The 12,469-nt window shown below is 40.8% G+C and carries 10 protein-coding genes; all 10 read left to right on the forward strand.

The features are described from left to right. Nucleotides 1–99: 99 nt before the first annotated feature. Nucleotides 100–822: a response regulator transcription factor gene (locus GJU40_RS06235; protein ID WP_154306895.1), complete on the forward strand. Its 723-nt coding sequence runs from the start codon at nucleotides 100–102 to the stop codon at nucleotides 820–822. Beyond that, nucleotides 815–2,575, forward strand: a complete 1,761-nt coding sequence (gene pnpS, locus GJU40_RS06240) for a two-component system histidine kinase PnpS (RefSeq protein WP_154306896.1) — start codon at nucleotides 815–817, stop codon at nucleotides 2,573–2,575. The genes GJU40_RS06235 and pnpS overlap by 8 nt, the downstream gene beginning before the upstream one ends. Nucleotides 2,576–2,928: 353 nt before the next feature. Next, nucleotides 2,929–3,897, forward strand: coding sequence for an FtsH protease activity modulator HflK (hflK, locus tag GJU40_RS06245; RefSeq protein ID WP_154306897.1), 969 nt, complete (start codon nucleotides 2,929–2,931; stop codon nucleotides 3,895–3,897). Further along, a complete protein-coding gene (gene hflC, locus GJU40_RS06250; protein ID WP_154306898.1) occupies nucleotides 3,887–4,816 on the forward strand; it encodes a protease modulator HflC in 930 nt (309 codons plus the stop codon). The genes hflK and hflC overlap by 11 nt, the downstream gene beginning before the upstream one ends. A 103-nt stretch (nucleotides 4,817–4,919) precedes the next feature. Further along, complete coding sequence (polA, locus tag GJU40_RS06255) at nucleotides 4,920–7,556, forward strand: DNA polymerase I (RefSeq protein ID WP_154306899.1); 2,637 nt, start codon at nucleotides 4,920–4,922, stop codon at nucleotides 7,554–7,556. Between the two features lie 21 nt (nucleotides 7,557–7,577). Further along, nucleotides 7,578–8,402, forward strand: a complete 825-nt coding sequence (mutM, locus tag GJU40_RS06260; RefSeq protein ID WP_154306900.1) for a DNA-formamidopyrimidine glycosylase — start codon at nucleotides 7,578–7,580, stop codon at nucleotides 8,400–8,402. A 109-nt stretch (nucleotides 8,403–8,511) separates the two neighbouring features. Then, nucleotides 8,512–9,144, forward strand: coding sequence for a sporulation membrane protein YtaF (gene ytaF, locus GJU40_RS06265; RefSeq protein WP_343031433.1), 633 nt, complete (start codon nucleotides 8,512–8,514; stop codon nucleotides 9,142–9,144). A 23-nt stretch (nucleotides 9,145–9,167) separates the two neighbouring features. After that, a complete protein-coding gene (gene coaE, locus GJU40_RS06270) occupies nucleotides 9,168–9,779 on the forward strand; it encodes a dephospho-CoA kinase (protein ID WP_154306902.1) in 612 nt (203 codons plus the stop codon). A 119-nt stretch (nucleotides 9,780–9,898) separates the two neighbouring features. Then, nucleotides 9,899–10,921 carry a glyceraldehyde-3-phosphate dehydrogenase gene (locus GJU40_RS06275; RefSeq protein ID WP_154306903.1) on the forward strand — a complete coding sequence of 341 codons (1,023 nt, stop codon included), beginning with the start codon at nucleotides 9,899–9,901 and terminating at the stop codon, nucleotides 10,919–10,921. Between the two features lie 381 nt (nucleotides 10,922–11,302). Next, nucleotides 11,303–12,295: a Gfo/Idh/MocA family protein gene (locus tag GJU40_RS06280; protein WP_154306904.1), complete on the forward strand. Its 993-nt coding sequence runs from the start codon at nucleotides 11,303–11,305 to the stop codon at nucleotides 12,293–12,295. Nucleotides 12,296–12,469 lie beyond the last annotated feature (174 nt).

A 12,469-nucleotide genomic window follows, 5' to 3' on the forward strand; every position in this document is an offset into this window, starting at 1 on the left:
CTTTTTTCCATGATGAGTTTTTTCTTCGGCCATTATCGACTATAATAGAAGAAAAGATAGCAGGCAATGGATGGGGAAAAAATATAGTTGGAGGCTTTTATGAGTAAGAAAATTCTAGTTGTAGATGATGAACAATCAATTCTTACATTGCTTCAATATAATCTCGAACAAGCAGGGTATGAAGTGCTGACAGCTTTGGATGGAGAAGAAGGCTTCCAGAAAGGGCTGAAAGAGACGCCGGATTTAATCGTTTTAGATTTAATGCTTCCTAAAATGGATGGTATTGAAGTGTGCAAACAATTTAGGCAGAGAAAAATGATGGTGCCAATCCTTATGCTTACTGCTAAGGATGATGAATTTGATAAGGTGCTCGGTTTGGAGCTTGGTGCCGATGATTATATGACAAAACCTTTCAGCCCGCGTGAAGTTGTTGCCAGAATTAAGGCTATTCTAAGAAGAACTCAGTTCTTAGTAGAGCCTGATATTGAAGAAGAAGAAGACAGCACAGAAAAAATTGCAATTGGAGAGCTGAAAATACTCCCAGAACATTATGAAGCTTATTACAGCTCAGATCGTCTTGAACTGACTCCAAAAGAATTTGAACTTCTCGTCTATCTGGCAAAGCACAAAGGGCGTGTCTTAACGCGCGATCAGCTGCTCAGTGCAGTGTGGAATTATGATTTTGCCGGCGACACCAGAATTGTGGATGTACACATCAGCCATTTGCGGGAAAAAATAGAACGAAATACTAAAAAACCTTTATATATCAAAACTATTAGAGGGTTGGGCTACAAGCTGGAGGAGCCAAAAGTGGATGAGTAAGTTCCGCTTCCGTCTGCTTTTTGCTTTAATCTCTCTCATTATTACTGTACTTGTAGGGTTGGGGTTGCTGCTTGGGCAGATATTTAACAGCTTCTACATTAATACATATAAAGATCGTATGGAAAAAGAAGCAAGCTTAATTGCTTTGCTGCTGTCGGAAAAAAAGCTTGGTGACGAAAATATAGACAGTTTGATGCTGGAAGCGAGCAATACGCTGAATTCCCGGTTAACCATTATTGATAACAGCGGTAATTTATTATTTGAAGGCGGGGAAGGCCGCTTTCATCATGAAGAGCTGATCAGCCGTGTATTGAATGAGCATATGGAAGAAACGGACGGATTTCAGATTATTCTTGATGAAGATCGTTTGTTTTACTATGGACTTCCGTTTTACGAGAATGGTGAAAAACAGGGCTTTGTACTATTAAATTCACCTGTGGATTCCTTGAAAAAAGTAAATCAGCAAATATGGAGCCTGCTTGTGGCAAGCCTTGGGCTCTCGCTTGTCATCATCCTTCTGCTAGGAGTAAGAATTACTTCACAATACACAAGGCCGATTGAATCAGCCACAACAGTTGCAATGGAGCTTGCAAAAGGGAATTACAAAGCAAGGACCTATGAAGACCACTTAGATGAGACTGGCATGCTCAGTCAGTCTATCAATATACTTGCAAGAAATCTTCAGGACATGACAAGAGCTCAGGAAATGCAGCAGGACAGGCTGCAAACCCTGATTGAAAATATGGGCAGCGGTCTCATTCTGATTGATGGCAGAGGCTATGTAAACCTTGTTAACAGAGCATATAAAGAGCTGTTTGATATCAATTCAGATGACTTTTTATACAAGCTGTATTATGACGCATTCTCTCATGAAGAAATTATCGGGCTGATAGAAGATATTTTTATGACAGAAGTGAATGTTAGAAAGCAGCTTCTGCTTCCCTTAAAGATTGAGCGGCGCCACTTTGAGGTGTATGGTGCTCCAATTATCGGTCACAATGACGAGTGGAAAGGCATTGTTCTTGTTTTTCATGATATAACGGAACTGATTAGGCTGGAGCAGATGCGTAAGGACTTTGTAGCCAATGTATCACATGAGCTGAAAACGCCCATTACTTCAATTAAAGGATTTTCGGAAACACTGCTTGATGGAGCAATGGATGATAAACAAACGCTGGAATACTTTTTGTCTATCATTTTGAAGGAAAGCGACAGACTGCAGTCATTGATTCAGGATCTTCTTGATTTGTCTAAAGTTGAGCAGCAAGGTTTTAAAATCAACATTGCAGACTGTGACTTGAAAGAGATCCTTTATGACGTATATACAATTCTGAACAGCAAGGCGGAAGAAAAAGAGGTAAACCTCTCAATCGACATCAGGGATGGTATTGTACCAGTCAGGGGTGACGTTCACCGCCTTAAACAGATTTTTATCAACTTGATCAGCAATGCGCTGACCTATACGCCTAAAGGGGGCAGGGTGCATATCACAGCTCTCAATCAGGAAGAACATGCGATCGTGACGGTAAGTGATACAGGAATTGGTATGGATGAAGAAGAACTGCCTAGAATATTTGAAAGATTTTATAGAATAGACAAGGCAAGGAGCAGGAATTCTGGAGGTACCGGGCTGGGGCTGGCTATTGTAAAGCACTTAGTGGAAGCGCATAAAGGCCACATTAAAGTGAACAGCATAGTTGGCGAAGGAACAACCTTTACGATTACTCTGAACAAAGATGAGAAATTTGACTAGTTTACATTAATTTTACAAGCACTTTATGCTGACTTTACAAAATACTGCTAAGATGTACTAGAAAACCCCTTCATCCAAGGAGCCAATCTTTTGGACGAGAGCATGTTGCTCTCGTTCCTTTTTTTTGGAGAAAATTGGTGTTCCGGGTCATAGTCACTATGATTAAACATACTTATAAAAACAGCGGATTCATACTTCAGGTGCAGTTCTCTGTGAGAAAGGAACTCTAAGTTTAGAAGTTAATGAACAATAAAAAAAACAGATGATATTTTTGAAACCTTTTTGTCATCTTTTCGTAATACTCTATATAAACAGATTTAGTTGATAAAGAGAGTGAAAGGCGGGGAAATGCAATGGTAAGCATTAGAAGAATATATGTAATGGCAGGGCTGACGGTATTTATCGCAGCTGCTTTGCTTGTTGGATTAACATCATGGTATACCGTTGATGAATCAGAACAGGCAGTCATTATTACATTAGGAGAAGTAGAAGCAGGGATCAGTGAGCCTGGTCTGCACTTTAAGTGGCCTTGGCCGGTTCAAAGAGTCGAAAAGCTGTCTAAGGAAACGTTCAGTCTTCAATTTGGCTATGAAGAAAAGGATGGAGAAATAAAAGAGTTTCCCGAAGAAACCAAAATGATCACCGGGGATGAAAATATCGTTTTGGCGGATATGGTTGTTCAATGGAAAATTACCGATCCCGGAAAATACTTATTTAATGCTGAAGATCCGCAGGAAATTTTGTTTGACTCTACTTCAGCTTCCCTAAGAAGTATTATCGGCAGTTCCAAAATAGATGATGCCCTGACTTCAGGAAAGGCTGAAATTGAAGCCGATGTACAGGAGCTGCTTTCAGCATTGATGGAAAAATACGATATAGGCATATCAATACTTGCAGTAAAACTGCAGGATGTTGATCTTCCGAATGAGGAAGTACGCAAAGCATTTACAAATGTTACAGATGCCAGAGAAACAATGAACACAAAAATCAATGAAGCGAACAAATATAAAAACCAGCGCACTGAAGAAGCTCAGGGAGAAAAGGAAGCATTAAACTCAAAGGCTCAAGGAGACCGCGTGGCCAGAATAGAACGTGCCAGAGGGGAAGTTGCAAGCTTTAATGCATTATATGAAGAATATAAAGATGCGAAAGATATTACCTCCAAGCGGCTGATCCTTGAAACCATTGATACTGTGCTGCCTGGTGCTGACATTTACATTATGAAAGATGACGGCAACACAATGAAGTATCTCCCAATGAAGGAAGGGCAAAGGCCTGTTCCTGCTGCAGGCAGCGAAGGAGGGGCAAACAATGGACAATAATAAAGTTGTGGAAATGAAAGAAAGAGATCCTTTGTTAATAAAAAAGTATATTAAAACAGGAATTGCACTACTGACCATTATTGTTTTTGCAGCATTGCTTTTCAGTAATTTGTTTATTGTGAAAGAAAATGAATACAAGGTAATCAGGCAGTTTGGTGAAGTTGTCAGAATTATAGAAGAGCCGGGACTTTCTTACAAAATACCTTTTATTCAATCTGTAATCTCTCTGCCAAAATATCAAATGACATATGATGTGCAGGAAGCTGAAATAAATACAAAAGATAAAAAAAGAATGATCATTGACAATTATGCTGTCTGGAAGATTCAGGATCCTAAAAAGATGATCTCCAATGCCAGAACGCTCATTAATGCGGAAACAAAAATGGCAGAATTTATTTTTGCAACGGTTCGTTCTGAATTAGGCAGGCTTGATTATGATGAAATCATCAACGATGAGAAGTCTTCGCGAGGCAGCCTTAACGATCAAATTACAGAAATGGTGAATGCTGCACTTGAAAGAGACGGCTATGGCATTTTGGTTACCGACGTAAGAATCAAACGTACAGATCTTCCGAATGAAAATGAAAACTCCGTGTTTACACGAATGATTTCAGAACGTGAGTCCACTGCACAGGGTTATTTATCAAGAGGAGATGCGGAAAAGAATATTATTGTTGCAAACACGGATCGTGAAGTAAAAGAAATGCTTGCAAAAGCTCAGGCTGATGCAGATGAAATTCGAAGCCAGGGAGAACAGGAAGCTGCAAAAATCTACAATAATTCATATTCCAAAGACCCTGAATTTTATCAACTGTACCGTACACTGGAGTCCTATAAGAAAACAATAGATGAGGAGACGGTCATTATTCTTCCTTTTGATTCTCCTTATGCAAACATCCTAATGGGTGAAATGAATTAATAAGAAACCGCAATTTTTCTTTCTCTTGCAACTTCTGCTAGAATAGAGATTGAAAAATGCGGTTTTTTTTTGAAGCCCCTGAATGATTGAAGGAGGAAAAAAGATGACCAGAAAAAAATTGGTGTTAATTGACGGAAACAGCATTGCATACCGTGCTTTTTTTGCCCTTCCGCTTTTGAACAATGACAAAGGTGTACATACAAACGCGATTTATGGGTTTACAATGATTTTGATGAGAATTCTGGAAGATGAAAATCCTACACATATGCTGGTTGCTTTTGATGCAGGAAAAACAACCTTCAGGCATAAAACATATAGTGAATATAAGGGCGGGCGCCAAAAGACACCGCCTGAGCTTTCTGAACAATTTCCGTTTATCAGAGAGCTTTTGGATGCCTATAAGGTTTCCAGATATGAACTGGAAAATTATGAAGCGGATGACATTATCGGAACATTGTCAAAGCAGGCTGAAGAGGAAGGCTATGAAGTAAAGGTAATATCGGGAGACAAGGATTTAACTCAGCTTGCCTCAAAACATATTACTGTCGACATTACAAGAAAAGGCATCACTGATGTAGATTCTTACACGCCAGAGTTTATAAAGGAAAAATACGGTCTGACTGCAGATCAAATCATAGATATGAAAGGTCTTATGGGAGATTCTTCCGACAATATTCCGGGTGTTCCGGGAGTCGGTGAAAAAACGGCCATCAAGCTGCTGAAAGAATTCCATAGTGTTGAAAAGTTGTTATCATCACTGGATCAGGTTTCAGGGAAAAAACTGAAGGAAAAGCTTGAAGAACATCAGGAGCTTGCCAAGATCAGCAAAGAGCTGGCCACGATTGACCGCGAAGTCCCACTTGAGATTTCACTCTCTGATACCGACTACACCGGATATGATAAGCAGGATGTTGTGAAAATTTACAGGGAGCTTGGCTTTCAATCTCTGCTGGATAAGCTTGGGGAAGAACCTCAGGCGGAAGAACATCATGAGCTGGAAGAAATAGAATTTATAACGGCTGATACTGTAACTGAAGACATGCTTGAAGATGAATCATCTTTGCTGGTTGAAATAACAGAGGAGAATTACCACTCTGCTCAAATAGCCGGTTTCGGGTTGGTAAATCAGTCAGGGAAATATTTTATTCCAGCAGCTGCAGCTCTTGAGTCAGAGCTTTTTCAAGCATGGGCAGCTGATGAAACAAAGAAAAAAACAGTTTATGATGCTAAAAAATCAATCGTATCCCTTAAATGGAAAGGCATAGAGCTTGCCGGAATAGACTTTGATGTTCTAATGGCGGCGTATATCTTAAATCCTTCTCCAAACTTCGATGATATTTCAGGGGTAGCGAAAGAATATGATATTCATACCGTTTCTTCCGACGAAGCAATTTACGGAAAGGGAGCTAAACGGGCCATTCCCGGAGAGGACAAGCTTGGGGAGCATTTAGTCAGAAAAGCAGAGGCTGCATTGATCTTAAGAGACAAGCTGAACAAGGAACTGATTGAAAATGAACAATACGAGCTTTTTAAAGATCTGGAATTGCCGCTCTCGGGTGTGCTGGCTGAAATGGAAGCCACGGGAGTAAAAGTTGACAGGAAAGCATTGAAGGATATGGGGGATGAACTCAAAAAACAGCTTCTCGTTCTTGAAGAGAACATTCACTCACTAGCAGGAGAAAAGTTTAATATTAATTCCCCTAAACAATTAGGCGTCATACTGTTTGAAAAATTACAATTGCCTGCTGCCAAAAAAACAAAAACAGGCTATTCTACTTCTGCTGATGTTCTTGAAAAGCTGGCGGACAAACATGAAATTGTTCAGGAAATTCTCCACTACAGACAGCTCGGAAAACTTCAGTCCACATATATCGAAGGCTTGTTAAAGGTAGTTCATCACGATACAGACAGAGTTCATACACGATATAACCAGACGCTGACACAAACGGGCAGGCTGAGCTCTACAGATCCTAATCTGCAAAATATTCCGATTCGTCTTGAAGAAGGAAGAAAAATCCGGCGCGCTTTTGTCCCATCAAAAAAAGGCTGGGTGATGTTCGCTGCTGATTATTCTCAAATTGAATTAAGGGTGCTGGCTCATATTGCAGGGGATGAGAAGCTGATTGAAGCATTTAACAATGATTTAGATATCCATACGCAAACTGCTGTAGATGTATTTAATGTTAAACCCGAGGAAGTAACTGCCAATATGAGACGCCATGCGAAGGCTGTTAACTTTGGTATTGTATATGGAATCAGCGACTACGGACTTTCTCAGAGTCTTAGCATTACTAGGAAGGAAGCCGGAGAATTTATCAATCGTTATCTCGAGAGCTTTCCAGGCGTAAAGCAGTATATGGATGATATTATTCATGAAGCAAAACAAAAAGGTTATGTGAAAACCCTGCTGCACAGAAGAAGGTACATACCTGAAATAACATCAAGGAATTTTAACCTTCGAAGCTTTGCAGAACGGACTGCTATGAATACGCCGATTCAAGGAAGTGCTGCCGACATTATTAAAAAAGCTATGCTTGATATGGCCTTAGAGCTAAAAGCCAACAACCTTGAAACAAGGCTTCTCTTACAGGTGCATGATGAACTGATTTTTGAAGCACCTGAGGAAGAAGTGGAAATTCTCAGGAAGATTGTTCCTGAAGTAATGGAAAATGCAGTGGAGCTTGAAGTTCCGTTAAAGGTTGATTACTCTCACGGATCTTCCTGGTATGATGCAAAATAAAAAATGAGGGAAGTGGAGCAAATGCCTGAACTTCCTGAAGTGGAAACAGTCAGGAGAACTCTTTCTGAACTGACAGCAGGAAAAACCATTGTAGATGTCAGGATACTATGGCCAAAAATGATCAAAAGGCCTGGTGAATATGAACAATTTATGGATGCGCTCCGAGGCCAGACAATTGAAGAAATCGGAAGAAGAGGAAAATTCCTAAAAATTGTGTTAACTGATTATGTGCTTGTATCCCACTTAAGGATGGAAGGCCGTTATCAGCTGTCCCAATCAGATGAACCGGCAGACAAGCATACCCATATTTTCTTTGTGTTTTCAGATGGAACAGAACTGAGGTACCGGGATGTTCGAAAGTTTGGCACGATGCATCTCTTTGAAAAAGGGACAGAGGAAGGAGAACTGCCTCTTTCTATCCTTGGGCCTGAGCCTTTCTCTCCGGAGTTTACAGAAGAATATTTTGCAGGCAGACTTAAAAAAACGTCCAGAAAAATTAAATCAGCCCTTTTGGATCAAAGTATTGTTGTGGGCCTTGGAAATATTTATGTGGATGAGGCACTGCACAAGGCAGGCATTCACCCAGAAAGGCTTGCTGACAGCCTGAGTCCCGGTGAAATACTAAAGCTGCATAAGCAAGTCATTACAACCTTGAGCGAAGCGGTGGAAAAGGGAGGAAGCACAGTCCGCTCTTATGTGAATACCCAGGGAGAAATGGGTATGTTTCAGCTGGAATTGTTTGTATACGGTCGAAAAGGGGAGCCCTGCAAAACCTGCGGTACGCCATTAGAAAAATCCGTAGTTGGCGGAAGAGGCACCCATTATTGTACAAACTGCCAAACATAACTTCTGCCGGTAAAAAATTGTCCGAAATATTACTTCCTTGTCCCCGATAACATTCTTTGGGCGCCCGTCATATACTAGGGTAGCAACCAAAGGAAGGGGCAAGGAAATGATTCTTTCTGTTTCTCTTTTTTTATTGGCGTTTGCAACCAGCCTCGACAGCTTTACAGTAGGGTTAACATATGGTCTAAGAAAGCTTCATATTCCTTTCCGGGCAATTCTCATTATTGCTTGCTGCTCAGCAGCCACGCTGCTGGCCGCAATGCTGGCAGGAAGCTTTTTAGCCGGATTTCTCCCGGATCATTTAGCAGATCATATTGGCGGAGGCATTCTTGTTATCCTTGGAGCATGGATACTGTACCAGTTTTTCAGGCCGATGAAGGAACCTGCTAAAGAGAAAACTGAAAAAATGATATTGAAATTTGAAATCAAGACGCTTGGCATTGTTGTGAATATTTTAAGAAGGCCTGTTACGGCCGATATCGATAAGTCCGGGTCAATTAATGGAGTGGAAGCTTTTTTGCTTGGATTTGCTTTGTCACTTGACGCTTTTGGAGCGGGAATCGGGGCTGCTATTCTTCAGTTTCCGCCTCTTCCCATGAGCTTGCTGGTCGCATTCATGAGCTCTTTGTTTGTCTACATTGGCATTAAATCCGGACACTTGTTTGCGAACAATACCTGGGCAGAAAAATTAACCTTTCTGCCGGGCGTTTTACTAATTATCATTGGCATTTGGAAAATGTGAGCCATGAAGCAGGAGGTATTTTCTTGACTCTTTTTATTGGTCTGACAGGTGGGATTGCAAGCGGTAAAAGCACCGTCTCCAACATGATTTTGGAGCTGGGAATACCTGTTATTGATGCAGATAAAATCGCAAAAGAAGCGGTTGAACCGGAAGAAGAGGCTTACAAGGAAATTGTTAGAGCCTTTGGAAATAAAGTTTTGAAAGTAGACGGAAATCTGGACCGGGAAAAACTTGGCGAAATTGTTTTTAATTCTCCAGAAAAGAGGCAGCTGCTGAACGGGATTGTTCATCCCGCTGTAAGGAAAGAAATGAACAGGCAGAAAGATATTCTTATAAGTGATGGCATACAGGCTGGCATTCTTGATATTCCTTTATTATTTGAGAGCAAACTTTCCCATATGGTCGATAAAACACTTCTTGTCTATGCTGATGAATCTGTCCAGTTCCAAAGACTTAAACGGAGAAACGGATATAGTGATGAACAAGCGGCTTCCAGAATCGCCTCCCAGCTGCCGCTGAAAGATAAAATTTCTATGGCAGATGCTGTTATCAACAATAATGGAACTATTGAGGACACGAAGAAACAACTGCTCACCATACTTACACAATGGAAGATAAAAAAACCTGCAGAATAACTTGCAGGTTTTTTTCATATCCTCATGTTAAATGGTTATGTCAATCTCCCTTAAATGTGATATACTATTAGTGGTATAAGGAGAATAAAGTATAACACAAAGTCGGAAGGGGTAATTCCATGACAACAAAGGTTGCAATTAATGGGTTCGGGAGAATTGGAAGAATGGTGTTTAGAAAAGCTATAACTGAAAGCGGTCTCAAAGTTGTAGCAATCAACGCCAGCTATCCGGCAGATACTTTGGCGCATTTAATTAAATACGATACAAACCACGGCAAGTTTCCTGGGGAGGTAATTGCAGGGGATGACCATTTAATTGTTAACGGAAACAAGATACTGCTGCTTAATAACCGTGAACCGAATCTGCTTCCCTGGCAGGAGCTTGAGATTGATATTGTTATAGAAGCAACAGGAAAGTTTAACAGCAGGGAAAAAGCCATTGCTCATGTTGAAGCCGGTGCTAAAAAAGTGATTTTAACTGCTCCAGGCAAAAATGAGGATATAACAATCGTGATGGGTGTAAATGAAGATCAGCTGGATGTCAGCCAACACACCATTATTTCAAATGCTTCCTGTACAACAAACTGCCTTGCACCAGTCGTAAAGGTGCTGGATCAGCAATTTGGGATTGAAAACGGGCTGATGACCACTGTACATGCCTATACGAATGACCAAAAAAACATAGATAATCCCCATAAAGACTTAAGAAGAGCCAGAGCATGTGCACAATCTATCATCCCTACCACTACAGGGGCTGCAAAGGCACTTTCACTAGTGCTTCCCCATCTCAAAGGAAAGCTGCATGGTCTCGCACTCAGAGTGCCTACTCCAAATGTATCACTTGTTGACCTTGTAGTAGATGTAAAACAGGACGTAACAGCTCAAGAAGTAAATGATGCTTTTATCACAGCTTCATCCGGGTCAATGGAAGGGATTTTGTCATTGACAAATGAACCGCTTGTATCAATAGATTTTAATACTAATCCAAATTCTGCTATTATAGATGGACTCACAACGATGGTCATTGAAGGCCGCAAAATAAAGGTTCTTGCGTGGTACGACAATGAGTGGGGTTATTCCTGCAGAGTGGTGGATCTTGCAAATCTAGTTGCATCTAAAATGAAAAACCTTTCAGCTGTTTGAAATCGGGGCTCCTTGTAAAAGGCGATTTCATAGTGTACTCATAAAAAACCCATGATGAAGCAGAGGTTTCATTCAGCAGAAGGTAAAAGCAGCTGTTTTAGGCAAAATTTTTTCTAACTATAACCTTATCAGCTTCATAGCAGAAGCTGATTTTTTTATTGCTTTCTTTATTCATCCTGCTGTTAAGATACTGATATTTCAAGCGAGAAAGGAATCTGAAAGCTAATTGCTTGTAGCAGCTCCAGCTGGAGGAGAATTCTCTCAAAGGAAAAGCCGGCTTGAGCACAGAATAGTATAGGAGGACATGCCAAGAGTGAATAGTTCAGTATTTATTATGTCCTCTTAGTTGAAAACTGATGACAGGAAAAGGGGAACGATAATATGAATAAAGTTACATGGGGAATTTTAAGTACAGCACATATTGCACGGACTCAGTTCATTCCGGCAATCGGAAGGGCGGAGAATGCAGAAGTAGCGGGAATTTCCAGCAGGGGCAGTAAAGTGCATGCAGCTGCCTCGGAATTATCAATAGCAAAAGCTTATGAAAGTTATGAGGAACTACTGGAGGATTCAGATATTCAGGCTGTTTATATTCCCTTGCCAAACTCCCTGCATAGTGAATGGGTAGCAAAGGCAGCTAAATCTGGAAAGCATGTGCTATGTGAAAAGCCTCTGGCTCTTAATACAGAGGAAGCTCTCAGCATGTTTCAAGTATGCAGAGAAGCTGATGTTCAGCTGATGGAGGCTTTTATGTATCAATTTCATCCTCAGCACAAGAGAGTCAGAGAGATTATACTGTCCGGGGAAATAGGAGAAGTGAAAATATTTAAGTCGAGTCATTCATTCTATTTGGCTAATAGAGATTCAGATATCAGAATGGTGAAAGAAATGGGCGGCGGAAGTTTATATGATGTAGGCTGCTATAGTATTCATGCTATGAGGACAATCCTGAATGAAGAGCCAGTAAGGGTAAACGTTATTGCAGATATAGATTCAGAATCACAAGTGGATCTATCAGCTTACGGTATTGTTAAAATGGAAAGCGGAATAACTGGAATGTTTGATTGCAGTTTTGATGCAGCAGGACGCAATGAATACGAGGTAATTGGAACAGAAGGCACAATCAAAGTTCCATATGCATTCCGTCCGGACATTAATGGAAATATTGGGCATGTGATCGTGGAAAAACCCGGATCTGTGCGAACCGAAAAGATAGCAGGTGATATTTACCGGGCTGAGGTAGAAATTTTTTCCGAAGCAATTCTGTCTGGAAAAGGAGTTTCACACTTGGAGGCATCAACTATACAAAATATGAAAGTGATTGATGCCTGCTATGAATCTATTGAAAAAGGGAGTTCTGTAGAAGTTCAGTGAGACCAGAAAGGCGCCCGTTAAGCGGTGATCAGCAGAAGAAAAATCCGGCCTGAAGGTTGTTCTTTAACTTTCAGGCCGGATTAGCTTATGACCTCGAGCCGCTGGCGCCGTAGCTAGCCAATGAAGAAAAGCGGAATCGGCTTGCTCAGGCTTGACTAGCATAAGATGGCTTGG

It is taken from the genome of Metabacillus lacus (genome assembly GCF_009674805.1).
GTDB classification, from domain to species: domain Bacteria; phylum Bacillota; class Bacilli; order Bacillales; family Bacillaceae; genus Metabacillus_C; species Metabacillus_C lacus.